We start from the raw sequence: 24,033 nt of genomic DNA, 5'->3' as shown, positions 1-24,033 counted from the left end.
ACCGACTGACCGACTGACCGAGGCGCGGCCGGCCCGTCAGACCGGCTCCGGGGCACCGCCGACGTCGGCGGCCAGCTTCGCCCGCCAGGCCTTCTCCCGCTCGATCGCCGTGGCGAACCCAAGGGCGATCGCCGGGTCGAAGTTCTCGTCCGCGTAGGTGCCGACGCAGCCGAGGATCCGGTCGATCTCCTCGGCGGTGATCGCGGTGTGCGGGACCTGGCCGGTGAGGAAGATGTCGCCGACCCGGTCGATGGAGAAGTGCACGCCGTAGGTGCGGGCGTTGCGGCCGAGCAGGAAGCCGTAGGTGCCGGCGACGTTCTCGGCCGGTTTGCGCATGAAGAACGCCTCGACGAGCAGGGTGTGGTCCTGCACGACGAGCCAGGTCATCGTGCGCAGTTTGTGCTCGCCCTCCAGGGTGACCAGGAACGAGCCCGTGTCGACGTGCTCGAAGGCCAGTTCGAGGTCGGCCAGGGCGTTCGCGATCAGAGTGTCGAGGCGCTCGCGTTCCGTCGCGTCGATGGGTGCCGTCATGCCCGGGACCTCCCCGTTACCGCTGTGACGATGCCGGATCCGGTCTAGATCCTCGCATCCGGCGGGGACACGGGCGCTAGACGGCGACGGCGGCGGGGCTCAGCGCGTGCTGGTAGCTGCGCAGCACGCCGCGGGCCGTGGCCGTCCAGCCGAAACCGGCGGCGCGGCCGACCGCTCCGGTGGCGAGCCGGGCCCGCCAGTGCGGCTGGCGCAGCAAGCGGTCCAGCACGTCGGCGTAGCGCGCGGGGTCGTGGCCCGGTACGAGCAGTCCGGAGACGCCGTCGGCGACGGCGGTGCGCAGCCCCCCGACCGCCGCCGCGACGACCGGCGTGCCGCAGGCCTGTGCCTCGAGGGCGACGAGGCCGAAGCTCTCGCTGTGGCTGGGCACCACCACGGCGCTCGCCGCCCGGTACCAGTGCGCGAGCTCCCGTTGCGGCGCGGGCGGCCGGAACCGGACCAGGTCGGCGATGCCCAGCTCCGCCGCAAGCCGCACCAGGGCGTCGGGTTGTTCCAGCCCGGATCCACTCGGGCCGCCGACGACGGCGACGGTGAGCCGTGAGCGCCGCGTCGGATCGCGCCGTACCAGATCCGCGGCGGCGTGCAGGAGCAGGTCCGGTGCCTTCAGCGGCTGGATGCGGCCGACGAACAGCAGCACCTCGCCGGCCGGGTCGAGCCCGAGCCGCGCCCGGGACCGCGCGACGTCACCCGGAGCAAAGATCTCCAGGTCGACGCCGGGGGCGACGACGTCCACCCGCTCCGGCGACGCGTCGTAGAGCCGGACGAGGTGGTCGCGTTCGTCCTCGGTGGAGGCGATCAGCCGGGTGGCGCCGGCGATGACCTCCTGCTCGCCGCGCAGCCGGCCGGGCGGCTCGGGCCGGTCCCCGGCGGCCAGCGCCTCGTTCTTGATCTTCGCCAGGGTGTGCGAGGTGTGCACGAACGGAACGCCCCACCGCCGGGCGGCGGCGAGCGCCACCTGGCCGGACAGCCAGTAGTGCGAGTGGATGACGTCGAACCAGCCCGGCTCGTGCCCGGCCTCGGCGCGCAGCACGTCCGCCGTGAACGCGCACAGCCAGGCGGGCAGATCCTCGCGGCGCACCTCCTCGAACGGTCCGGCGTCGACGTGGCGCACCGTGACGCCGGGGACGAGTTCCGCCGAGGTCGGCGCCCGGCTGCTGACCGCCCGGGTGAACACCTCGACCTCGACGCCGAGCGCGGCGAGCTGCCGGGAGAGCTCGACGACGTACACGTTCAGGCCGCCGGCATCCCCGGTACCCGGCTGCTCCAGCGGGGAGGTGTGCATGGACAGCATCGCCACCCGCCGGGGGCGATGGCCGCGCTCCACCTCCGCACGACCGTCGACGGCGCTCCTGATCAGGCGCACCCGGCACCTCCGTATCCTGCGAATCCCGCGTATCCCGCCGCTCGGGACGTCCGCCCGGCACGACCAGTCCCGCTCTGCAGCGACACGACCCCCACCGTTCTATCCGCGCGGTTGTCCGGTCAACTGGTCGTTCCTGGACCCACAACGACACCGTCGGCCCAGGAAGTCCCTGTCCGCAATGGTCAGCGGGCTCCGCCGGGGTCGGTCCCGGTCGGTCCTGTCACCATTCTGTAACGAACTAGACGCCGATGCGGGCCGGGGCGCCGGCCCGCGGCCGTCGCGACCGGTGCCCGGACCGGACGCGGCGGCCGGTCTGCGACGCTTGCCGGGTGTCGAAACCCCGTGCCCCGCGCCTCGCGGCCGGCCGGGCCCGCACCCTGGGCCTACCCACCCGGGGCACCACCGCGCCGAACCGGCTGCGGCGAATCGACCGCTGGATCCTGGACGCCACCGGGCCGCTGCTGCGCGGCAGCGTCGAGCCGCTCGTCGTCGACCTCGGCTTCGGCGCCTCGCCGGTGACCACGGTCGAGCTGTACGAGCGGCTGCGGGCGCGCTGCCCGCGGGTGCGGGTCGTCGGCCTCGAACTGGACCCGGAGCGGGTCGCCGCCGCGCAGCCCGCTGCCCGGCCGCCCGGGCTCACGTTCGCCCGCGGCGGCTTCGGGCTGCCCGCGGACCTCGGCAGGCCGGTCGTCATCCGCGCGCTCAACGTGCTGCGGCAGTATCCCGAGCCGGCGATCGCCGGCGCGTGGGCGGCGATGACGGCGCGGCTGGCACCCGGCGGCCTGCTGGTCGAAGGGACCTGCGACGAGATCGGCCGGCGGGCCTGCTGGTTCGGCCTGCCCGCCGGGGAGCCCGCGCCCGGCTGGCTCGCGGCGGTCGGACGCGTGCCGGCCGGCCCCACCCTGACCCTCGCGGCCCACCTGCCGAGCCTGCGCCTGCCGTCCGAGCTCGCCGAGCGGCTACCGAAGTCCCTCATCACCCGTAACGTGCCCGGACAGGACATTCACCGGCTACTGGCGGCGCTGGACCGGGCGTGGTTACGGGCAGCCGGGCGGGCGGTGTTCTCGCCGCGGCAGCGCTGGATCGCCGCCGTCGGCGAGCTGCGCGCGGACGGCTGGCCGGTCGGCGGCGACACCCGGCGCTGGCGCCTCGGCGAGATCACCCTGGACTGGCCGGTCCCGTCGGACCGGCCGCCGCCAGCGCCGCGCTGAACGCAGCGAAGGCGCGCCGGTCGAACAGCACGAACCGGACGTCGCGCACGCGCGTGTCCGCGCCGAGCACGCTTGTCACCGCCAGCCGGGCCGCGTCGTCGAGCGGCCAACCGTATGCTCCCGCGCTGACCGCCGGAAACGCGACGCTGGCGGCGCCGAGCTCGTCGGCGACCGCCAACGCGCGGGTGTAGGCCGAGCGCAGCAGCGCCGAACGGTCCTCGCCCGGGTCGTGGACGGGACCGACGACGTGGATGACGTGCCGGGCGGGCAGCCGGCCAGCCGTCGTCGCGACCGCCTCGCCGGCCGGTAGCCCGCCCGGCAGGCTGGTCTGACGTAGCCGGCGGCACTCGGCGAGGATCTCGGGCCCGCCGGCGGCATGGATCGCCCCGTCCACCCCGCCGCCGCCGAGCAGGCTGCTGTTCGCGGCGTTCACGATCGCGTCCGTCGCCACCTGGGTGATGTCGCCCTGCTGCAGACTTACGTTCACCATGGAGCCCAGTCTGGCCGACCGTGCCGTCGTTGCGGAGCCCGGCCTGATCTGCCTGACCGGTTCCGCGCCGCACGGTGTGGCGCGATTGCGACTTGGCCGCGACTGCGGTCCGATGGAGGTCGTCCGGCCGCGCCGGGGACGCGTTCCCCGGCTGCCTGGGAGGGGCGGATCCCCGCGAGGGCCAATCCCGGGAGGCGGTGGCGGGCCGGGAGGAGACAGGCGGCCGAGCGGCCGGGAAGGGACGGCGGCGATGGCTGCGCAGCTCGTGGTGTTCGGATTTGACAGTCTCGACCAGGCCCGGCGGGCATGGTCGCTCGGCCGGCGGCTACGGCGCCGAAAGCAGCTCGATCTTGCCGATGGCGCGCTGGTGCACCGGGACCACCACGGCAAGGTGACGGTCCGTCACCTTGCCGGCCCGGGTCGCACGGTCGCGCTTGGTGGCGCGGTGTGCGGCGGCGTGGCCGGGGCGGTGTTCCTCGCCCCGGCCCTCGGCCTCGCGCTCGGGGCGGGTGCCGGCGCGCTGGCCGGCCGGCTCAGCAGGACGGGCATCGACGAGGCGCTGGCGCGGCGGATCGCCGGTCACCTCCAGCCGGGCCGGGCCGCGATGATCGTTCTTGCTCGCGGCCCGGTCGACGACGTGGCCGCCGCGCTGCGGCCGCACCAGCCAGTTGTGATCATGACGACGTTGCCGGCGGAGGGGGACCGCCGCCTCGCCCGCCTGCTGAGCCAGCGGCCCGCACCGGCCTGATCGCCCCGCCCCCGCCCCCGCCCCCGCCGCTGCGCCGCACCAGGCGGGAGGCGCGTGTCAGGGGCGGGTGGGACGGTTCGTCGGGGCGATCTTGTCCAGCACCGCGAGGTCGTCCGTCCGGGGCTGCCACTCGCCGGCGGTCGCGTTCGCGCGGACCTGTCCCGGGCTCGTCGCCCCGGCGATGACGGAGGCGACCCCGGGCTGCGCGGCCAGGCCGCCGATCGCCACGTCGAGCAGCGAGCGGTCCCGTTCCCGGGCGAAGGTCTCCAGCACGTCGAGACGGTCGAAGACGTCGTCGGTCAGCTCGTCCTGGCGCCCGACGAGCCGCGTGCCGGCCGGCGGCGCCTCGTCGCGCTGGTACTTGCCGGTGAGCAGCCCGTTCTCCAGCGGGAAGTACGGGATCACCCCGACGCCGTACTTCAGGGAGGCCGGGACGAGTTCCGCCTCGACGCCCCGGTTGAGCAGGCTGTAGTGGTTCTGCGCGGAGATGAACCGGGTCGCGCCCGAGGCCCGCGCGGTCCACTCCGCGTCCGCCACCTGCCAGGCGTCGAGGTTGCAGGCGCCGATGTAGCGGACCTTGCCCTCCTTGACGATCTCGTCAAGCGCTTCGAGGGTCTCCTCGATGGGGGTGAACGCGTCGGGGTTGTGCAGTTGGTAAAGATCGATGTGATCTGTCTGCAGCCGGCTCAGTGAACCCTCGACGGCCTTGCGGATGTATCGGCGGGACGCCCGCGCGCGGAAGTCCTGACCGTAGATTCCGCCCATGTCGTTGCCGAACTTCGTGGCGAGCACCACGTCGTCGCGCCGGCCGCGCAGGACATGTCCGAGCAGTGTCTCCGAACCGCCCTTGTTGCCATAGCTGTCGGCGGTGTCGAAGAAGGTGATCCCGGCGTCGAGTGCGGCATCCACGACCGCGCGGGTTCCGGCGAGGTCGACGCGCGAACCGAAGTTGTTGCATCCCAGGCCGACAACTGACACCAGTAGTCCGGATGATCCCAGCGAGCGATAGCGCATGGGGTAAATACACCACATCGGCCCGTGGCCCACGTAACCAGGTCCGTGAACCACGGGCCGATGCCACGATCACCGCGACCATTCACCGATCGTTTGCCGGTGCGGCCGAATTCGCGGTCAGTGCTGCGGAGCAGCGTCCACCACGGCACGGCCGACGGCCTCCGCGGCGCGACGCGTCGAGGTCCGCGCGGCGCGGGACTGGCTCACCGCGGTCCGGGTGCGCTCCGTGGCCTGTTCGGTCGCCGGGCTGCGCCTGATGCTCGCCACCCGGCGCTCGCCGCGGTCCGCGAACGAGTTGTACAGCTCGTTCGCCCGGCCCTGCAGGTCGGAGATCTGGGCCGTCACGGTTGCCGGCAGCGCCCGCACGGCCGTGCCGACCTGGGTCGGGACTCGCGAAGCCTGCACGGGCAGCGCGCCGACCCGGTCGGTGAGCCGGCGGACCTCGGTGCTGGTGGTCGTCGGCAGCGAGAGCAGCTTCGCGACGGCGATGTCCGCCGCCCCCACCGAGGCGAGCAGCGGCTTGCGGACCTCCGTCAGCGCTGCCTTCGGCTCGGTCCTCGGCGTGGTCCTGTTGCTCCGGGTCTGGGCACCGGAGCGGGCGGTGCCGCTGGAACGGGCGCCGGTCGACCGGGCCGTCGACCGGGCCGTCGAGGTCGACGTCGTCGAGGTGGGGGAGGTCGTTCGCGTGGTGGCCATCGGGTCTCCTCGGGTTGTGAGTTTCGTTGTCGTCGTTCGGCGTTCCTGGGTTCCGGCCGGCACCGCGAGGCGGTCCGGTCCTGGCTGTCGGGTCAGGGGACGATCTGTTGTCGGGTCGCTCGGCCGCGTCCGGCTCGGCGCCTCGCCGGCCCGGCCGCGGCGCTGTGACCGGGCTGGCCGGGTCGTTACGACTGGTCGGTCGCGCCCGGTGCCGCCGGTGCCGTCCCGGCCGGGTCAGGGACGTCCGGAGCAGAGGCCGGCGCCTTGTCCGCCGGTGTCGTGCTGGCCGGCGTGGCGGAGGCGGACCGCTTGGTCGCGCGACGCTTCGGCGCCTGCGGGGTGGCCGGTTCCGTGTCCTTCGCCCCGGTGGCGGCCCGTCGACGGGTGGACCCCGTAGCACTGGTGCCGGCCGTTGCGCCGGCTCCGGCGGAGCGGCCGGTCGCGGTTGCGCCGCGGGTCCTGCTGGTGCTGCCTGAGCTGCTGGTGGCGCTCCGGCGGGCACGGGCCGGGGCTGAGGAACTGACGCCCGGAGCGGCGGAAGCCGCTGTCGCGGTGTCCGGCGACGGGCCGGCGGACCGGTCGGCCGCGCTGGTTTCGGTCGCCCGCGGCGTGCCGTCCGCCGGCAGTTCGCTGGTCGCGGGCTCGGCGGTGGCGGAGTTCTCCCGGCAGAATGCCTCGTAGATGTCGAGCACCACCTGCTTCTGCCGCTCGGAGAGGGATTCGTCGGCGAGGATCGCGCTCATCACGCTTTCATCGCCGGGTCGCTCCTCAAGGATTCCCGCCTGGACGTAGAGCACTTCCGCAGATATCCGCAACGCCTTGGCGATCTGCTGGAGAATTTCCGCCGACGGCCGGCGTAGCCCTCGCTCGATCTGGCTGAGGTAAGGGTTACTCACCCCGGCCTGACTGGCGAGTTGACGAAGGGAGATCTTCGCCGTTCGCCGCTGATCCCGGATGAACACACCGAGATCGCGGACGTTCAGGTTCGGCATCGGGGCACACGCCTCCTCTGACGGACGGCCGGATCACGGCCGCCTCCGGTTCCCGGCACTGCGGGCCGGCGACAGGCACCGACCGGCCGCTCGGGGCCAGGCCCGCGCAGTACCAGGCCGCTCGGGACCGGGCCGCTCAGGATCAGGCCCCTCGGGACCGGGCCGCTCGGGACCGGGCCGCTGACGACCGTGGAGTCCGAAACAACGCCGTATCAACTGGACTGACGATACGTCGCGCTGCTAACTCTGGCAAGCGCTCTGGCTAGCACCACCGGCCGACTGAGCAACGGATTGGCTCGTATCGATGTGATATCGCTCGCGGTCCCGTTGCCGTGGGGCGCATCCGAGCGACGGAACCGTTGCGGGCGTGCGAGCACGCCAGCGCGCGGCGCGGCCGCGGGCGGTCAGGACTCGGCCTGCGCCAACCAGGCTCGCTGGGTGGTCAGCGCGGCCTCGGTCTCGGCGATCTCCTTCGTCCGGCCGGCGGCCTGCGCGCGCGCGAGCTTCAGCTCCAGTTTCGCGACCGACTCCCGCAGCCTGGTGACGAACGGCGAGGACGCAACCGACTGCTTCTCCCACCGCTCGTCCGCGGCGTCGCGCAACTTGTCGCCGATGGCCGCCATCTGACGCTCCAGCGAGGCGGCCGACTCCCGGGGCACCCGGCCGATCGCGTCCCACCGATCCTGGATCTCCCGCAGTCGGCGCGTCGACCGCTCCGTGTCGGCCGGGTCGAGCTCGGTCGCCTCGGCCAGCAACTGCTCCTTCTTGACCTGGTTCTCCCGCATCTCGGCATCGCGTTCCGCGTTCGCCGCGTTGCGCCGGGCAAAGAAGGCGTCCTGCACCTGGCGGAACTCGTCCCACAGCGCGTCGTCGACGTCCTTCGCGGCGCGACCAGCGGACTTCCACTCGGTGAGCAGGCCGCGGTACCGGGTCGTCGTGCCGGCCCAGTCGGTCGAGTCCGCCAGGGTCCGCGCCTCCGCGATGATCGCTTCCTTGCGCTCCCGGGAGCGGGCCCGCTGGGTGTCCAGCGCGGCGAAGTGCGCGGTGCGGCGGCGGGTGAACTCCTCGCGGGCGGCGGTGATCCGCCGCCACAGCGCCGAGTCCGTGCGCTTGTCCAACGATCCGGCCGCGCGGAACTCCTCGGCGATGGCGCGGAACCGATCGCCGGCCGACTTCCAGTCGGAGCTGCGACCGAGCGCCTCCGCCTCGGCGACCAGCTCCTCCTTGGCGGCGGCGAGCCGGGCGTTGCGTTCGGCCCGCTCGGCGGCGACGACGGCGCGCCGCTGCTCGGTGGCGCGCATCACCGCGTCCAGCCGGGACCGCACCGCGTCCAGATCGCCGACGACGGCGGCGTCGTCGAGGGAGTCGAGCAGCCGCCGGGCGCTTGCGGCGATGCCGGCGGGATCGGCCGCGCTGAGCGTCAGCCGCCGCTCCAGCAGCCCGACCTCGGCGCTCAGATCGTCGTAGCGGCGCTGGAAGTGGGCCAGGCCCTCACTCGGACTGCCGGCGCGCCATGATCCGATGGCACGTTCACCGTCCGCCGTGCGCACGAAGACCGTGCCGTCCTCGGCGACGCGCCCCCAGGCGGCGGAGCGGTCGGATTCGCTGCGGTCACTCATCGTGTTCCCGGAGATCGACTGACGTTTTCCTGTCATTCTTGCAGGCATCGGCCGTGGAGGGTACGGCCGCCACGGATCCGGTCGCCACGGATCGCGGTCGACGCGATGACGGTGGGCTGTCGGCGCCGATGGTTCGCGGTCGCTCCGCTGTCGACACGCCGACGGCCACCGGCGCCGCACGACGTCGCGGGGGCGAGGCCGCCGCTGGTCGTGGTCCCGGAATGCGCGGGGCGCCACCCGTTGTTGGTGCCTGATCACCCACCCGGTCCAGGCGTTCCCGGACAGTGGGGCCAAGATGCGTAACCGTGACGAGTGGGACAGGTGGTGGCCGGGAGGGCTGGCGATCCCGGGTGTTGTTGTTACCGGCGTTCGTAGGGCTCGATGCCCTCGTCGTCGGCCCCGCACCGGTATCCGCCCTCAGGTCGCCCCGGGCAATCCCGACCTCGCCCACGCGGTGCGCAACACCCTGCTCCACTGCCTGGTCACGGTGATTCCCGCGGTCGCCGCCGGACCGGCCCCGAGAGGAGTCCCGCCCCATGCGCATGCGCCGAACACTGCCGACGGCCGTCGCTCTAGGCATGATTCTGCTCGCCTCCTGTAGCGGGGGTGGCGGGTCGGGCAATCCGGCCGAGGACCTTCGCCCGACCGCACGGCCCGCGACCGCGGGCGTCGACAACGTCGCCGGCGCGACGGCGTCCCCCGAGTGTGCGGCCAAGGTCAAGCAGCTGCGCGTGGCGGCGCCCGGCACGCTCAACGACGTCGCGGAGTCGGGCAAGGCGTACATGGAGAAGACGCATCCCGGCCTCACCGTCGACATCGTCGCGACCGCTCCCGACTACTCCGCGCTCGTGCAGCAGATCAGCGCCGATCGATCGGCGGGCAGCTCCGTCGACGTCGCTGTCGCCGGCTTCGACCAGCTTCCGGTGTACGCGCGCCAGCTCGGCGCCCAGCCGCTCTCCCCCCGCCGGCTGCGCGCCTCCTACGATCAGCGGCTGCTCGGACTCGGCACGGTCGACGGCACGCTGATCGGCATTCCGCAGCAGGTCGCCTCGCTGGCGCTCGTCTACAACCTCGACGTCCTGCAGCAGGCGGGGGTCGACCCGCGCACCCTGACCACGACGGACGGCGTGATCGCGGCGGCGGACAAGATCAAGGCCTCCGGCCAGAACATCCAGCCGATCGACCTGCCGACCGGACAGCAGTTCGGTCAGTGGATGCTCAACACGCTCGCCAGTTCCCGCGGCACCCCGATCCAGGACGCGGCCGGCGGGCCGGCACTGACCACCCCGGCGACCCGGGCCGCCGCCGCCTTCCTCGCCAAGGTCGGCACCTACGGTCCGCAGTCCGACAACCCGTCCGGGCTGCTGCGCTTCGGCATCCGCCGGCAGACCGCCATGACCGTGGTGAACGTGGCCTCGCTGGCCGGCAGCCTGAGGATCATCGGCGGACTGGGGGCGAAAGGTTTCCGGGTCGGCGCTGTTCCGTTCCCGACGCTGCCCGGTGGCAGCCAGCACCCGGTTGCCGTCGGCAACGCGTTGACGGTCCTCGCGACCGACCACTGCCAACAGGAGATGGCGACCGAGCTGATCGTCTCGCTGCTGTCGCCGGACGTCGTCGCGACCAGCACCGAAGCCTTCAGCTACCTACCGGTGGACACTCAGGCGATCAGTCGACTCTCCTCTTTCTACGGCATGTATCCGCAGCTCAAGCCGTTCCTCGCGGTGACCGGCTCGCTGGTGAAGGCGCCGGTGTGGGGCGGTGCGCGTGGCGGCGAGGTGGCGGATGCGCTGAACGATCAGGTGGTGCGCATCGTCCGCGGTGAGGATCCGGATCGGACGCTGGCCGCCGCCCAGACCCAGGTCGGGGAGCTGACGCGGTGAGATCCGTCGTCGGGGGGCCACCGGTGGCGACGCCGGCCTCGGCCCTGGCCTTCTTCGACGAGCTCGGAACGCGCCTGCCCGTCGACTGACGCCCGCCGTCATCGGGCGGTAAACAAAACCATTTATCTGAATCGACTTGAAGTAAAAGAAGATACTTGATGTGCGTTATTTGCGGCCGGACTGCGGCGTTTTCCTGATTGGCCGGCCGCTCGCCCGCGCGGCGTGCTTTGCTGTACGTCAAACGCTCGCTAATCTCGTCGGCACGACACGGTGATGGCACGACACGGTGATGGCACGACACGGTGATGGCACGACACGGTGATGGCACGACACGGTGATGGCACGGCGTGGCTGGTAATGGCACGGCGTGGCTGGCCATGTCATGGCATGGCATGGTGGGACACGGTGTGATGAGTCACGGTTCGAGTTGGTGTGGAATGTTCATTGCCAGGCATGCGGTATGGGCGAAATGGCGTGCATGTAGTGGTCGATGGCGGACTGCGCGGAAGGCTCTCGGCGTTGCCTGGTCGAATAGTGCACATAGGTCGAGAGCTGGACAATCGCTCACGATATCGCCACCTCTTGCGTGCAATCACCCTCACCAGTGGTCCAGGCGTGACCTCTGTGCACGCATCGCACCGGAGTCATCACTAGGGACACCAGGATGTCGCGACATAGCGTTAGTGGGCGCTCACGGAATTGGCCCAGCAGATCCGACTCGAGGAGATCGTCGATGCTGACGGATAACGCGCACGCCTGCACACATCCGCTCGCATTCGTCCGCGCGCAGCGTGGTTGGTCCTATCAGCGCCTCGCCCGGGTGGTGGCCCGCCGCGCCCGCGATCTCGGTGTGGCGAACATGGCCGCGGAACGCCAGAAAGTATGGCGATGGGAACACCGGGGTGTCGTTCCCGACCGGGTTTCCCAGCTCGCGCTGGCGGCCGAACTCGGAGTGCCCAACGACCGGCTCGAGTCCCATCCGTGGCCGGCCTGGCTGCCGACCGGGGACGCCGTGCGCACCGAATACCCCTGGACGCCGGTCGGCAGTGTCACCTCGCTGATGGATGTCGTCGAGGACGCGCTGTCCGACCGGCGCGGATTCCTGACCATCTCCGGCGTCGGAGTGGCCGAACTCGCCACCCAGTGGCTCGGGCTCGACCCCGCGCGCCTCGCCGCCGCCCTCGCCGGCGGCGAGGTCGACGACCAGATCGTCAACCGCATCGAGCACAACATCCCCGGCCTGCGGGTGATGGACGAGCGGCTCGGCGGGGAGAGCGTGCGCCGGCTCGTCGACGCCGAGCTCGGGGTGGTGGCGGATCTGCTGGTCCGTGGCTCCTACACCGAACAGATCGGCCGGCACCTGCACCTGGTGGCGGCCGAGCTCGCCCGGTTCGCGGGCTGGGTGTCGTTCGACGCCGGCTTCCACACGGCGGCCCAGCGTTACTGGATCACCGCTCTGCACGCCGCGCACACCGGCGGCGACCGCATGCTCGGCGCGAACGTCCTGAAGAACATGTCCCTGCAGTGCGTCGACTTCGCCCGCCCGCGGGAGGCCGTCGACCTCGCCGAGGCGGCCGTGGCCAGCATCGGCACCGGGTCCGGGCGAGTTGCCGCCATGCTGCAGATGCGCCGTGCCCGCGCCCTCGCCGCGACGGGGGAGGCCAGCGCCTGCGCCGAGGCCCTGGCCCGGTCGGAGGAGGCGATGGACGAGGCCGGTCCCGAGGATCCGGCCTGGTCGGACTACTTCGACCTGGGCGAGTACCAGGCGCAGATCGGTAGCTGCTACATCGACCTTGGCCACCTGGCCCAGGCCGATCGTTGGCTGGAACGCTCCCTGGCGGTACTGCCGACCTCACGGGCCCGCGACCGGGCGACCTACCTTCTGCGCCGCGCCGCCCTGCAGATCGACCTGGGCAACGTCGACCACGGCTGCGAGCTGACCCGGGAGGCGATGCCGATGCTGGAGGCGACCAGATCCAAGCGCAACGCCCGCCGCGCCGACGAGCTGCGCCGTCGGCTGCGGCGGCACAGCTCCGACCCCGACGCCCGCGATCTCGACCAGGTGCTGTCCAGGACCGCCTGACAAGGCGGCCGGCCAGTGTCCCGCTGGGGCAGCGGCGGGTTCAGGAGGAGCGCAGGACACGCCCCGCCGGTCGCTTCGGCGCCGCGGCCGACTCGGGCTCGTCCGGGTCGATCGCGGCCGCGAGGGGGGCGCCGTCCGCGTCGGTGACGACGAGGACGGCGTCCGTGGCGACGGACCGCTTGACGACGGCCAGCGCGATCGGGCCGAGTTCCGCGTGCATCTCGGACGAACCCACGAAACCGACCTCCCGCCCGTCGGCCGTGACGGGTGAACGCGGGGCCGCCACCGAGCCATCGAGGTGGAGCAGGACGAGGCGGCGGGGCGGGCGGCCCAGATTGTGCACCCGGGCGACGGTCTCCTGGCCGCGGTAGCAGCCCTTGTCGAGGTGGACCGCGCTCGCCAGCCAGTGGACCTCGTGCGGGATGGTGCGGTGGTCGGTCTCCCAGCCAAGCCGGGGCCGCCGATCGGCGATGCGGGCGGCCTCGAACGCGGCCAGCCCGGCCAGGGCCGCCCCGGCGGCGCACAGCCGCTCGACGGTGGTGGCCAGGCAGGCCCGGGGAGTCAGCAGGTCGACCCCATAGGGCATCCGGCGCACGAGCGTGCCATCGGCGGCCCGGCCACTCGGGTAGGGACCGGTGACCGGCGCACCCGCGGCGTCCGGGGCCGGCGGCGTGGGGGCCGCAAAGTCGAGATCGGCCGGCGGCGAGGCCGCGGACGGGTCGCCGGAGCCGCCCAGCGCGGCGCTCACGACCTGCGCGGCCTGCGGTCCGACGACGCTGAGGACCGCGACGTCCGCGGTGACGTCGATCGGCTCCACCCGGAGCAGGAACCGCATCATCTCCAGATAGCGCAGCAGGTCGGGGCCGGTGCCGGCCTCGACGTCGACCCAGGTGGCCGAGCCGTCGTCAGCGAGGGTGAGGTGATGTTCGACGTGCCCGTGTGGGGAGAGCACCAGCGCCTCGGTGCCCCGCATCGGGCTGAGCGCGGACAGGTGCTGCGAGGTGATGCTGTGCAGCCAGGACAGTCGGTCGGGACCGGCGATGCGCACCACGTCCCGGTTGGACCGGTCGACGACGGCAGCGCCGGTGAGCAGGGCTCGTTGCTCGCGGAGCGGATCGCCGTAGTGCGCGGCGACTGCGGCGTCCACGCCGGTCGCGGCCACCGCGCCGGGCAGCTGAAGCAGCGGGGAGAGCCTCGCGGGCTCGGCGGGCGTGGAGGTGGGGGGCCCGGCGGTCATGGACCGAGTCTAGGTCTCCGGCCGAGCCGACGGCCGTGCCTGACCCGGCCTCCGGACACACCTGCGTCCGGACACATCACCTGACGGAGTCCTTTCCGGCTGGCCGCGGGTCGCGAGGCCGGGTGGCTGCCTCGATCTTGTTCCCGGTGGGCGTGTCGTGAGCGTCCCATCGACAGGCCGGAAAAAGCCGTTGCGAGGTGGTGGGCGAGCCGCGTAGCGTCCTCGGTACACGAGAGAGGAGGTGGTCCAGACTTTGTATGCTCATAGGACTCGTGAGGTGACTGTCAGCTAGCCGGTCTCGTGGTCCTCACCTCTAGCCGGGTGGCCCCACGGGCACCGGCACCGGCGAGTACCAGGCAGATCACCCGACCCCCGGGCGCCGTCGCAAGTCCCGACGGCCCGCTTCCGCCCCAGGCGGCGGCGGAGCGCCCGGGGGTCGCTGCTTTTCCGGACCCCCGCGTCTGTTCCAGGCCCCGGCGTCCTGGCGCGCCCGAGCTGCCCGGCGCCCAACGGCCCCTTCGGTGGGCGTCGGCGTCGGCCGCTTCCGGCCGCGACCGGCGGCGATCCGACCGACGGGTGGCAGGAGCCGGCAATGCTGGCCGAGCGCCCCGACGAACGGGCAGGATCTCGGGTATGCCGACCCTCGTCCTGCTCCGCCACGGTGAGAGCAACTGGAACCGCGAGAACCTGTTCACCGGCTGGGTGGACGTCGACCTGTCCGACAAGGGCCTGAAGGAAGCCAGCCGCGGCGGCGAGCTGTTGCTGGAGGCTGGTGTCCTGCCGGACGTGGTGCACACGTCCGTGCTGACCAGGGCGATACGCACCGCCTGGCTGGCGTTGGACGCCGCCGGGCGGACCTGGGTGCCGGTCCGCCGCAGCTGGCGGCTCAACGAGCGCCACTACGGTGGCCTACAGGGCCTGAACAAGTCGGAGACGCTGGAGAAGTTCGGCGAGGAGCAGTTCCAGCTCTGGCGCCGCTCGTACGACACTCCGCCGCCGGAGATCGGTCCCGAGCAGGTCAGCGGGGTGGACGAGCGTTACGCCGAGCTCGCCCCGGACCTGATTCCGCGCACCGAGTGCCTCGCTGACGTGGTGGCCCGGATGCTGCCCTACTGGTATGACGCGATCGTGCCCGACCTGCGCACCGACCGGACCGTCCTGGTCACCGCGCACGGCAACTCGCTGCGGGCCCTGGTCAAGCACCTCGACCAGATCAGCGACAGTGACATCGCCGGGCTGAACATCCCGACCGGTATCCCACTGCGCTATGAGCTGGACGACAACCTCGAGGTCGTCAGCTCCGGCTACCTTGACCCCGACGCCGCCGCGAGCGCGGCGGCAGCCGTCGCCGCGCAGGGCGCGAAGAAGTAGCTCTGGTTCGTTGTTTCCCCAGGCCCGCCGACGGCGCGGGCCTGGGCACGCACGGTGCCGGTCAGGCCCCCCGCCGCTCGATCTCTCCGGTGACGAGGTAGATCACCCGGCGGGCGACGGACACGGCGTGGTCGGCGTAACGCTCGTAGTAGCGGCCGCAGAGGGTGATGTCGATCGCCGCCTCCATGCCGTGCGTCCACGGCTTCTCGATCAGCACGTGGAACAGCGTGCGGTGCAGGCTGTCCATCGTGTCGTCGTCGGCCTCGAGCTGCTTGGCGAGGTCGGTGTCGCGGCTGGCGATCACCGAGCCGGCCTTGGCGACGATCCGCTGGGCGACCTGCCCCATTTCGAGCATGGTGGAGCGCAGCTCCGGCGGGATCGCGCGGCCTGGGTAGCGCCGGCGGGCCACCTTCGCGACGTGCAGCGCGAGGTCACCCATCCGTTCCAGGTCGGCGACGATCCGCAGCGTGGTCACCATGATCCGCAGGTCGGTCGCGACCGGTGCCTGGCGGGCCATGACGTCGAACGCGCGCTCCTCGATCTCGTTGCGCAGCAGGTCGACGGTCTCGTCGCCGCTGATCACGTTCTCGGCGAGCTGCAGATCGGCGTCGAGGAGCGCGGTCGTTGCCCGGGCCATGGCGGAGGCGACCAGGTTGGTCATCTCGATCAGGGACTGGTCGATGCTCTCGAGTTCGTCGGTGAAGGCGTCCCGCACGGACGGCTCCTTCTCTTCGTGGGTTCGTGGGGGCGGCGGTGAGATCGCCGGGCGAGGTCGGTGTGGCGCTATGGGTGGACCCAGGTGATCACAGATACGGCAGTTGTGGAACACGCCGAACCTTGACGATGATGCGGACCTCTCGCGGTTCGGTGAACATCGACGATAGGTCCGATGAACAACGAGCGACGATCGGCGATGAAGGCTTGCAGAGCGATGCCCGGATGGCATGGCGGCACCTAGCATGCGGCGGGTGGGTGACAGGTCGGTGGATGCCGTGACAACCCGTGCACTCGGCGTGGAGTCGCCCGCTCGCGCCCTTTGGCGTGACGCTACGGATGGACCCACTTTGGACACACGATGACGCTGGTACCCGGTAGGCCAACCCCGTATACCGGCCCGAACGGAAGCAGCGCGGAGGAGAGCAGCACGGTCCTGCCCGCGAAGCTGATCAGGCGGGTGATCTCCGGTCTGCCGACGGGGCTCGTCGTCGTCGACGCGGCGGACCGGGTCGTCCTGGTCAACACGGTCGCCCGGCGGATGGGCGTCGTCTACCAGGACGAGATCGCGGTCGCGGAGCTGGCCGAACTGGTGCGCGCCACCCGCCTGGCCGGCAGCGACCGGGAGCGCCAGATCGACCTGCCGCCGGTGCCCGAGCCGCCGCTGACCCGCCCCCGACCGGACCAGGAGGCACTGGCCGTGCGCACCCGCGCCCGGGTGCTGGACTCCACCGGTCATGTCGCGGTCATCCTGGATGACATCACGGAGTCGCGGCGGGTCGAGGCGGTCCGGCGGGACTTCGTCGCCAACGTCAGCCACGAGCTCAAAACCCCGGTCGGCGCCCTGCACGTGCTTGCCGAAGCGGTCGCGGCGGCCAGCGAGGACCCCGTGGCGGTGCGCCGGTTCGCCTCCCGGATGACCCACGAGTCCACCCGGCTCGCCCGCCTCGTGCAGGAGATCATCGACCTGTCCCGGCTGCAGGGCGCCGAACCGCTCCCCGACCTGCGACCGCTGCGGACCGCCGACCTGCTCGCCGAGGCCGTCGACCGGGCCCGGTTCGCCGCTCAGGCGCAGGCGATCTCCGTGGCCGTCATCGGGGACGGTGATCTGCGGGTGCTCGGGGACGAGAACCAGCTCGTCACGGCGGTGGCGAACCTGCTGGAGAACGCGATCAGCTACTCGCCGCACGGCACCCGGGTGGTGCTCGGCGTGCGTCGCAGCGGGACGACGGTGGAGATCTCCGTCGCGGACGAGGGCATCGGCATCGCCGAGAAGGACCTCGAACGGGTCTTCGAACGGTTCTACCGGGCGGACCCGGCGCGGTCGCGGGCGACCGGCGGAACCGGGCTGGGACTGGCGATCGTCAAACACATCGCCACCAACCACGGCGGCGCCGTCACCGTCTGGAGTGCCGAGGGCGCGGGCTCGACGTTCACACTCCGGCTGCCGGTGTTCATCCCGACCCGGCCGGTAGGTCCACCGGCCGCCGCCGGGCGGGCCGCGCAGTCGGGGCGTGAGGCGTCCGACGGACGCAGCGCCGGCGTCGAGGCTGGCCGGGACAGTGCTGGCCGGGACAGGGCCGGCCGGGACAGTGCTGGCCGGGACAGTGCTGGCCGGGACAGGGGGTCGGGCGGGGCGTCGGCCGGAAGTACCGGCGCCGGTGAGATCGGGGCGGTCGGGGCGACGCGTCCCGACCGGAGCAGAAAGCGGCCCGGGCCCACCGGTCCGTCCGATGCCAGAGGGGGAGCGAACCGGTGACCCGGCTGCTCGTGGTTGAAGATGAGGAATCGTTCTCCGACGCGTTGTCGTTCATGCTGGAACGCGAGGGTTTCGAGGTGGGGGTCGTCGCCGACGGCCCCAGTGCGCTCGCCGAGTTCGACCGCCGTGGCGCCGACCTCGTCCTGCTCGACCTCATGCTGCCCGGGCTGTCCGGCACGGAGGTGTGTCGGACTCTGCGCACCCGCTCGAGCGTGCCGATCATCATGTTGACGGCGCGCGACAGCGAGATCGACAAGGTGCTCGGCCTGGAACTCGGCGCGGACGACTACGTCACCAAGCCGTTCTCCGCCCGTGAGCTGGTGGCCCGCATCCGGGCCGTGCTGCGGCGCAGGTCGGAGACGGAGGAGGTCGCCGAGGCGACGCTCGAGGCCGGTCCGGTCCGGATGGACGTGGAACGCCACGTCGTCACGGTCGCCGGGAGCGCGGTGACGCTGCCGCTCAAGGAGTTCGAGCTGCTCGAGATGTTCCTGCGCAACGCCGGGCGGGTACTCACGCGGGGCCAGTTGATCGATCGCGTGTGGGGTTCGGACTACGTGGGAGATACGAAGACCCTGGACGTACATGTCAAGAGGCTTCGGACGAAGATTGAGCGCGAGCCCGGCAACCCGCGGCACCTGGTGACGGTGCGGGGCCTGGGGTACAAGTTCGAGCCGTGACCCCACAGGTCCCGGCCGGAGGGGGGCGGTGTTCAGGTGCTCGGTGGCGTGCGCCCGGCGGGATGGTTCCCGCTCGGGACTCACCGCGCGACCTCACAGCCGGGGGGCATCCCGGTGGGGCGCGGTGCGCGGGGCGGGCGGCTGACCGCCGAATCCGCACAGGACTCCGACGACCCGCCGGACGGTGGCGCCCGGGAGCCGGATGACGCGCCGGCCGCCGCCGGGGAACCGGCGCCGCGGGAGGCCGTCGACGTCGGTCCGCTGCCAGCCGGCCAGCATCCCGGCCCGATGCGCCTCGGCGTGATCGACATCGGGTCGAACACGGTGCACCTGCTGGTCGTCGACGCCCACCGGGGTGGTCAGCCGCAGCCCGCGGCGAGCGTGCGGGTGCCGTTGCGGCTGGTGGAACTGCTCGAGGCCGACGGCTCGCTCGGCCCCGAGGGCGAGCAGGCGCTCACCACCTGCGTGCTCGACATGCGCCAGCAGGCGGACGCGCTCGGGGTGCACGACCTCGCGGCCTTTGCCACCTCGGCGCTGCGCGACGCGACCAACGGCGAGGAGGTGCTGGGCCGAGTCAAGGGCGCGACCGGTGTCGCCGTGGGCACGCTGTCGGGGGAGGAGGAGGCCCGCCTCACCTTCCTCGCGGTCCGCCGCTGGTTCGGCTGGAGTGCCGGGCGGTTGCTGGCCCTCGACATCGGCGGCGGCTCGCTGGAGATCGGCGCCGGCATGCACGAGGATCCCGAGGTGGTCGCGTCCCTGCCGCTGGGTGCCAGCCGGCTCACCCGCGACTGGCTGGAGGACAGCGACCCGCCGCGGCGCTCGGAGCTGACCGAGCTGCGGCGCTACGTCCGGGCGCAGATCGCGCCGGTGGTCGGGACGATCTACCATCTCGGCGAGCCGACACGGGCGGTGGCGACCTCGAAGACGTTTCGCTCGCTAGCCCGCATCGCCGGGGCCGAGCCGTACAGCCGAGGGCCGTTCACCCGCCGGGTGCTGCGCCGCGACGACCTGGCCGACGTGCTGGCCCGGCTGTCCCGGATGCCGGCGGCGGAGCGCGTCACACTGCCGGGTGTGTCGCCGTCCAGGGCGGGTCAGCTCCTCGCCGGCGCGGTGGTGGCCGCCGAGGCGCTCGACCTGTTCAGCGTCGAGGAGGCGGAGATCTGTCCGTGGGCGCTGCGGGAGGGCGTGATCCTGCGGCGGCTGGACTGGCTGACGGCGACGTGATCGACAGCAATGCCTAAATGGGGCAAAAGGTGTAAACACGCTTGCGAACCGGGGGTATTGGGGTGATGATGACGGGATGTGGCCATTGTCACGGGAGATGCGAGGCCATGCGGCCACGTCCGGTGGCCCCCGGCCCGGGCGAACGCGCCGAGAGGGCCTAGCCTGGGTGCGGGAGCCGGCCGCCGGGTCGGGTCGCCGCCTCGTACGGCAGGGAGATGGTTTGCGGGCAGGGCGTGAGGATCCGCGGCCGGCAGCGCCGGCCTCGATGGCGTCCGCCCTGACGACGCCGGCCTCGACGGCGCCAGCGCCCCGCGGCTCCGTCGCCGGCGGAGTGCCGGGGATGCCGGCGGCGCGGGTCGCGCTGTCCACCGCGTCCACCTATCCCGAGTCCACCGCGTCCGCCTTCGAGATGGCCGCCCGGCTGGGGTACGACGGCGTCGAGATCATGGTCTGGACCGATCCGGTCAGCCAGGACCCGGAGGCCCTGCGCCGGCTGGTCGACTATCACGGCATCCCGATCCTGGCGATCCATGCCCCCTGCCTGCTGCTCACCCAGCGGGTCTGGGGCACCGACCCGTGGGCGAAGCTGGTGCGCGCCCGCTCCGTGGCCGAGACCCTGGGCGCTGCGACCGTCGTCGTGCACCCCCCGTTCCGCTGGCAGCGGGACTACGCGCGGGAGTTCATCACCGGCATCGAGCGGATGGCCGGGGAGACCGACATCCGGTTCGCGGTCGAGAACATGTTCCCGCTGCGGGCCCGTGGGCGCGAGGTGTCCGCCTACGCGCCGGACTGGTCACCCGTCGACGACGACTATGCCCACGTCACCCTCGACCTCTCGCACACCAGCGTGTCCCGTTCCGACCCGGTGGCGATGGCCGAGAGCCTCGGCGAGCGGCTCGTCCACGTGCACATGGCCGACGGGCTCGGCTCGGCCAAGGACGAGCACCTGGTGCCCGGCCGGGGTACGCAGCCCTGCGCGGACCTGCTCGAACTGCTCGCCGCCGGCGGCTTCGACGGGACGATCGTCGTGGAGATCAACACCCGGCGGGCGGAGTCCCGCGCGCAGCGGGAGGCCGACCTCGCCGAGGCCCTGGCGTTCACCCGGCTGCACTTCGCCGCCCCCACCGCGGCGGGACTCGGGCGCACGTACGGCTGACACCCGACCCGCGGGTCGTCACCATGGTGTCGTGTCCCGAGGTCGCACCCCCACCGGCTCGCTGTTCGATCCGTTGGCGGACGCCTACGCGGCCGCGCGGCCGAGCTATCCGGTCCAGGTCTTCACCGACCTCGAACGGATCGTCGACCGATCTCTGGCGGGTGCGGACGTCGTCGAGGTGGGCGCGGGGACCGGCATCGCCACCCGGCTGCTGCTCGACCGGGGCGCCCGGGTCGTTCCGGTGGAGCCGGGGCCGGGCATGCTCGCCCGGCTGCTCGAGCGGACCCCGGGCCTGCCTGTCGTTCGCGCGGACGGCGAGGCGCTTCCTTTCCGGGGCGGGGTGGCGGACCTTGTCTGCTACGCGCAGTCCTGGCACTGGGTGGACGTGCCGGTCGCCGCCGCCGAGGCCGCCCGGGTTCTGCGCCCCGGCGGCGCGCTCGCCGTCTGGTGGAACGACGTGGATGCCGCGGACCTTCGCTGGTGGCAGCGCCAGCAGGAGCGCCTGGAGCTGATGAGTCCCGGCTATCGGCGGGAGTACCGCAGCCGGCCGTTCGCGGACGAGCTGCGCTGGACGGGGCACTTCAGCGAGGTCGTGACCCTGACCGGGCGCTGGCAGCGGCGCATCGGAATTGACGACTACCTGACCTGGCAGCGTTCGAAGTCCTACGTCGCGGCCATCGGTGATCGCCTGGAGGACTTTCTCGACGCCGAGCGGCGAACCGTGCTGCGGGCTTTTCCCGACGGCATCGTGGTCGAGCCCTTTCGCACCCTGCTGGTGATCGCCCGGGTACCCCCGGGCTGAAGTGGTTCCAGCCCGCCGCCCGCCGCTGCGGCGGGTGATTGACCATGCTCCCCTGAATCCGGGCCGGGCAGCGACACATCGTTGCGACGCGCACATTCTATGTGAGCAACCTTGCACTGTGCGTAAATATTCGCGGGATGTCGACCAAAGCCCGAGTGCCGCGCTGAGGCTGGTTTTAGCGATCAGTTAGTCTGGCCGCGTTCGCGGGGTGGTGTCATACTTTGTCGGCGTTGCGCGACGGGGCTCGCGTCACCTGTCGGCCGTAGGTCGCGGAACTGGTGCATGGCCGGGGCGGGGCCACGCGGGCCAGGCCCACACGTCACCCCCGACTGGGCGCCGATGGCCGGCGCGCTGGTAGAGGAGGCGACGGTCATCGTGCGGCACGCATCGGATCGGGACCCGCGGGGTAATCCCGGCGCGCTGGCTGCCGAGCCGGCCTCGGCCAACTGGCCGGACACCATCGCCGCGCGCCGCCCGCCGGACGACTCGTGGCCAGATCACGCCGGCATCCGGGCCGCGCCCGCCGACCGCGGCCAGTATGGCTACGCACGGTCGGATTTCACCCAGTCCGATTACGCGCGGTCCGACTACGCACACCCCGAACATGCGCGCTCCGACTACCCACGGTCCGACTACCCACGGTCCGACTACCCACGGTCCGACTACCCACGGTCCGACTACGCGCGCCCCGACTACGCGCGCCCCGACCACCCACGCCCCGATCATGCGCGGTCCGATTACGCACGGTCCGACCACCCACGGTCCGATCATGCGCGGCCAGGCTATGGGCGGTCGGGTCGTGGCGGGTACGAGGACGTCCCGTCCGAGGGTTCCTGGCCGGATGATCCGGTCCCGGACGACAGGCCCGACACCGGCCGCAGCGCCGCCCGGCCAGCCCGCGTCGCCGTCCCGGATCTCCCCGAGCCGCGTTCTGCCGAGCGGGGGTCCGCTGCCCCCGCGGGCTCCCCGTCGATATCGGACGCGGCGGCGAGGTTCGCCTACAGCCCCGCGCTGGACGGCATTCGGGTGCTCTGCATCTACATCATCCTCGCCGGTCACATGGGGGCGATCCACGCGAGCAACGTCGCGGTGGACGTCTTCTTCGTCCTCAGCGGCTTCCTGATCACCGCGTTGCTGCTTGCCGAGCACAGCCGGACCGGGACGATCTCGATCGGCCGATTCCTGGTCCGCCGCGCCTTCCGGCTCATGCCGGCGATGTGGGTTTATCTGGCGGTCGGACTGGCCGTCACGGTGGCGTTCAAATGGAATGACATCGCCTTCCGCGACGACTACATCGGCAGCGCGCTGTCGGCCTTTCTCAACGTCAACAACTGGTACAAGGTCCTGCATCCGGCCGCCGGGGGGCGCTGGCTCGCCCATGTCTGGTCGCTGTCGCTGGAGGAGCAGTTCTATCTGGTGTGGCCGGGTCTGTTCCTGCTGCTGATGCGCTCGGCGCGGCTGCGGCCACACATGATCAAAATCCTGGTCGGGATGATCGCGATCCTGGTCGGCTGGACCTACTTCGTCGCCAGCCGGGGCACGCCGCACTCCCGGGTGTACCTGGCGACGGACACCCATGTCGCCCCGCTGCTGGTCGGCTGCCTGGTGGCGGTCTGGCGCGACAGGAGGCTGCGTGCGCTGGCCCGTCCGGAGGACCGGCAGCCGGCCGGGACGGACCCGCGTGGCCACCGGCGCCGCCGCGCAGGGCAGTCCGCCGGAGGGGGTTCGGTCACCGCGAACGTCGTGCAGCGGTGGGGGGCCGGCCGACGGATCGCCGCCCTCGGCCTCGTCGCGGCGATCGCGCTGGTGTTCTTCGCCTTCCTCGGCCCGGACAAGGACGGCTACGCGGCCAACTGGCTGGACCGGGCCGGCTACCTGCCGAGCTCCCTGCTGGCGGCGGTCGTCATCCTCGGTGCCGACCTGCGCCGCGACGCGGCCTGGGTGCGCCTGCTCGGCCGGCCGCGGATGGCGTTTCTCGGCAAGATCACCTTCAGTATCTACCTGTGGCACTACCCCGTGATCTCCGCGGCCAGCGGCCAGCTCGTGCCCCGGATCGGGCTGTGGCCCTCCGTCGTCTGCGCGGCGGCCACGAGCACGTTCATCGCCTATTTCTCGAACCGTTGGATCGAGAAGCCGGCGCAGCGCGCCCGTCCCAAGTGGGCCGACGCGCCTCGCGGACCCGCGCGCCCGGCGACGCCCGTCGGGCCCACGCCTGCCGGACCTGCGCCCGTCGGAGCCTTGCGCGTCGGACGTGCGCCCGACGGGCGGACCAGGCCGGCTCCCGGGGTCGGGTCCGTCGAGGACACCGCCTGGCTGAGCTTCGGTGGGGCCCGGGGGGGGCCGGGGGGGGGGGGGGGGGGGGGCGGGGCCGGCCGCGACCGGCGACGGATCGGTGGTCGAGATCGGCGGGCTGTCCCGGTCGCACGGCGACGGCTTCGCGGTCGAGCT

Annotated in this window: 20 protein-coding genes; 11 read left to right on the top strand and 9 right to left on the bottom strand. The window is 72.3% G+C overall.

Going from position 1 to position 24,033, the window contains the following annotated elements; genetic code table 11:
* Positions 1–36: 36 nt before the first annotated feature.
* Together MXD60_RS23810 and mshA are read right to left on the bottom strand one after the other, a co-directional pair.
* Entirely contained in the window at positions 37–531 is a 495-nt protein-coding gene (locus MXD60_RS23810) for a type III secretion system chaperone family protein (RefSeq protein ID WP_248821572.1), read from the bottom strand.
* A gap of 76 nt (positions 532–607) precedes the next feature.
* Positions 608–1,912 carry a D-inositol-3-phosphate glycosyltransferase gene (mshA, locus tag MXD60_RS23805; protein ID WP_248821571.1) on the bottom strand — a complete coding sequence of 435 codons (1,305 nt, stop codon included), beginning with the start codon at positions 1,910–1,912 and terminating at the stop codon, positions 608–610.
* Between the two features lie 329 nt (positions 1,913–2,241).
* Here mshA and MXD60_RS23800 point away from each other — a divergent pair, with 329 nt between their 5' ends.
* Complete coding sequence (locus tag MXD60_RS23800; protein ID WP_248821570.1) at positions 2,242–3,123, top strand: class I SAM-dependent methyltransferase; 882 nt, start codon at positions 2,242–2,244, stop codon at positions 3,121–3,123.
* Here the strand turns inward: MXD60_RS23800 and MXD60_RS23795 are convergent.
* The gene (locus tag MXD60_RS23795) at positions 3,071–3,613 is read right to left on the bottom strand and encodes an O-acetyl-ADP-ribose deacetylase (RefSeq protein ID WP_248821569.1); all 543 of its coding nucleotides are present in this window, start codon (positions 3,611–3,613) and stop codon (positions 3,071–3,073) included. The two genes, MXD60_RS23800 and MXD60_RS23795, sit on opposite strands and share 53 nt — an antisense overlap.
* Positions 3,614–3,863: 250 nt before the next feature.
* Here MXD60_RS23795 and MXD60_RS23790 point away from each other — a divergent pair, with 250 nt between their 5' ends.
* Positions 3,864–4,361 carry a DUF1269 domain-containing protein gene (locus tag MXD60_RS23790; protein ID WP_248821568.1) on the top strand — a complete coding sequence of 166 codons (498 nt, stop codon included), beginning with the start codon at positions 3,864–3,866 and terminating at the stop codon, positions 4,359–4,361.
* A 57-nt stretch (positions 4,362–4,418) separates the two neighbouring features.
* On the opposite strand, the gene MXD60_RS23785 is transcribed toward MXD60_RS23790, so the two are convergent.
* From MXD60_RS23785 to MXD60_RS23770, 4 genes are all read right to left on the bottom strand, one after another.
* Positions 4,419–5,375 carry an aldo/keto reductase gene (locus tag MXD60_RS23785; RefSeq protein ID WP_248821567.1) on the bottom strand — a complete coding sequence of 319 codons (957 nt, stop codon included), beginning with the start codon at positions 5,373–5,375 and terminating at the stop codon, positions 4,419–4,421.
* A gap of 117 nt (positions 5,376–5,492) precedes the next feature.
* Positions 5,493–6,071 carry a hypothetical protein gene (locus tag MXD60_RS23780; RefSeq protein WP_248821566.1) on the bottom strand — a complete coding sequence of 193 codons (579 nt, stop codon included), beginning with the start codon at positions 6,069–6,071 and terminating at the stop codon, positions 5,493–5,495.
* Between the two features lie 185 nt (positions 6,072–6,256).
* Positions 6,257–7,063 carry a helix-turn-helix domain-containing protein gene (locus MXD60_RS29040; protein ID WP_283098887.1) on the bottom strand — a complete coding sequence of 269 codons (807 nt, stop codon included), beginning with the start codon at positions 7,061–7,063 and terminating at the stop codon, positions 6,257–6,259.
* Between the two features lie 404 nt (positions 7,064–7,467).
* Entirely contained in the window at positions 7,468–8,682 is a 1,215-nt protein-coding gene (locus MXD60_RS23770; protein WP_248821565.1) for a DUF349 domain-containing protein, read from the bottom strand.
* 542 nt (positions 8,683–9,224) lie between these two features.
* On the opposite strand from MXD60_RS23770, the gene MXD60_RS23760 reads away from it, so the two are divergent.
* Both MXD60_RS23760 and MXD60_RS23755 read left to right on the top strand, forming a co-directional pair.
* Positions 9,225–10,562: an extracellular solute-binding protein gene (locus tag MXD60_RS23760; RefSeq protein ID WP_518468565.1), complete on the top strand. Its 1,338-nt coding sequence runs from the start codon at positions 9,225–9,227 to the stop codon at positions 10,560–10,562.
* 733 nt (positions 10,563–11,295) lie between these two features.
* Complete coding sequence (locus tag MXD60_RS23755) at positions 11,296–12,645, top strand: NsdA family TPR-like regulatory protein (RefSeq protein WP_248821563.1); 1,350 nt, start codon at positions 11,296–11,298, stop codon at positions 12,643–12,645.
* 40 nt (positions 12,646–12,685) lie between these two features.
* Here MXD60_RS23755 and ygfZ read toward each other — a convergent pair whose 3' ends face one another.
* Complete coding sequence (gene ygfZ, locus MXD60_RS23750; protein WP_248821562.1) at positions 12,686–13,882, bottom strand: CAF17-like 4Fe-4S cluster assembly/insertion protein YgfZ; 1,197 nt, start codon at positions 13,880–13,882, stop codon at positions 12,686–12,688.
* A 633-nt stretch (positions 13,883–14,515) separates the two neighbouring features.
* On the opposite strand from ygfZ, the gene MXD60_RS23745 reads away from it, so the two are divergent.
* Positions 14,516–15,253 (top strand): phosphoglyceromutase, encoded by a 738-nt coding sequence (locus MXD60_RS23745; protein WP_248821561.1) that lies wholly within the window; start codon positions 14,516–14,518, stop codon positions 15,251–15,253.
* 61 nt (positions 15,254–15,314) lie between these two features.
* Here the strand turns inward: MXD60_RS23745 and phoU are convergent, their stop codons facing one another.
* On the bottom strand, positions 15,315–15,968 hold the full coding sequence (gene phoU, locus MXD60_RS23740) for a phosphate signaling complex protein PhoU (protein ID WP_248821560.1): 654 nt from the start codon (positions 15,966–15,968) through the stop codon (positions 15,315–15,317).
* Positions 15,969–16,328: 360 nt separating this feature from the next.
* On the opposite strand from phoU, the gene MXD60_RS23735 reads away from it, so the two are divergent.
* The 6 genes from MXD60_RS23735 to MXD60_RS23710 form a co-directional block, all read left to right on the top strand.
* The gene (locus MXD60_RS23735; protein ID WP_248821559.1) at positions 16,329–17,726 is read left to right on the top strand and encodes a sensor histidine kinase; all 1,398 of its coding nucleotides are present in this window, start codon (positions 16,329–16,331) and stop codon (positions 17,724–17,726) included.
* Entirely contained in the window at positions 17,723–18,403 is a 681-nt protein-coding gene (locus MXD60_RS23730; protein ID WP_248821558.1) for a response regulator, read from the top strand. Before MXD60_RS23735 ends, MXD60_RS23730 begins: the two co-directional genes overlap by 4 nt.
* Before the next feature lie 114 nt (positions 18,404–18,517).
* The gene (locus tag MXD60_RS23725) at positions 18,518–19,627 is read left to right on the top strand and encodes a Ppx/GppA family phosphatase (RefSeq protein ID WP_518468562.1); all 1,110 of its coding nucleotides are present in this window, start codon (positions 18,518–18,520) and stop codon (positions 19,625–19,627) included.
* A 265-nt stretch (positions 19,628–19,892) separates the two neighbouring features.
* A complete protein-coding gene (locus MXD60_RS23720; RefSeq protein ID WP_518468560.1) occupies positions 19,893–20,783 on the top strand; it encodes a sugar phosphate isomerase/epimerase family protein in 891 nt (296 codons plus the stop codon).
* 31 nt (positions 20,784–20,814) lie between these two features.
* Positions 20,815–21,585 carry a class I SAM-dependent methyltransferase gene (locus MXD60_RS23715; RefSeq protein ID WP_248821556.1) on the top strand — a complete coding sequence of 257 codons (771 nt, stop codon included), beginning with the start codon at positions 20,815–20,817 and terminating at the stop codon, positions 21,583–21,585.
* A 375-nt stretch (positions 21,586–21,960) separates the two neighbouring features.
* Positions 21,961–24,033 (top strand): acyltransferase family protein (locus MXD60_RS23710; protein ID WP_248821555.1); only part of this gene is annotated, 2,073 nt, incomplete at its 3' end.

This window comes from Frankia sp. AgB32 (assembly GCF_023243045.1).
GTDB lineage: Bacteria > Actinomycetota > Actinomycetes > Frankiales > Frankiaceae > Frankia.
Note: the sequence above shows the minus strand (reverse complement) of the source record. Positions and strands in the feature narration are given on the sequence as shown.

Bases quoted from the DNA above. Each gene is read 5' to 3' on its own strand.
- MXD60_RS23745 (WP_248821561.1), top strand. From the start codon at position 14,516: ATGCCGACCCTCGTCCTGCTCCGCCACGGTGAGAGCAACTGGAACCGC.
- ygfZ (WP_248821562.1), bottom strand. From the start codon at position 13,882: ATGACCGCCGGGCCCCCCACCTCCACGCCCGCCGAGCCCGCGAGGCTC.
- MXD60_RS23810 (WP_248821572.1), bottom strand. From the start codon at position 531: ATGACGGCACCCATCGACGCGACGGAACGCGAGCGCCTCGACACTCTG.
- MXD60_RS29040 (WP_283098887.1), bottom strand. From the start codon at position 7,063: ATGCCGAACCTGAACGTCCGCGATCTCGGTGTGTTCATCCGGGATCAG.
- MXD60_RS23760 (WP_518468565.1), top strand. From the start codon at position 9,225: ATGCGCCGAACACTGCCGACGGCCGTCGCTCTAGGCATGATTCTGCTC.
- MXD60_RS23795 (WP_248821569.1), bottom strand. From the start codon at position 3,613: ATGGTGAACGTAAGTCTGCAGCAGGGCGACATCACCCAGGTGGCGACG.
- MXD60_RS23780 (WP_248821566.1), bottom strand. From the start codon at position 6,071: ATGGCCACCACGCGAACGACCTCCCCCACCTCGACGACGTCGACCTCG.
- MXD60_RS23720 (WP_518468560.1), top strand. From the start codon at position 19,893: ATGGCGTCCGCCCTGACGACGCCGGCCTCGACGGCGCCAGCGCCCCGC.
- MXD60_RS23770 (WP_248821565.1), bottom strand. From the start codon at position 8,682: ATGAGTGACCGCAGCGAATCCGACCGCTCCGCCGCCTGGGGGCGCGTC.
- MXD60_RS23785 (WP_248821567.1), bottom strand. From the start codon at position 5,375: ATGCGCTATCGCTCGCTGGGATCATCCGGACTACTGGTGTCAGTTGTC.
- MXD60_RS23735 (WP_248821559.1), top strand. From the start codon at position 16,329: ATGACGCTGGTACCCGGTAGGCCAACCCCGTATACCGGCCCGAACGGA.
- MXD60_RS23755 (WP_248821563.1), top strand. From the start codon at position 11,296: ATGCTGACGGATAACGCGCACGCCTGCACACATCCGCTCGCATTCGTC.
- MXD60_RS23790 (WP_248821568.1), top strand. From the start codon at position 3,864: ATGGCTGCGCAGCTCGTGGTGTTCGGATTTGACAGTCTCGACCAGGCC.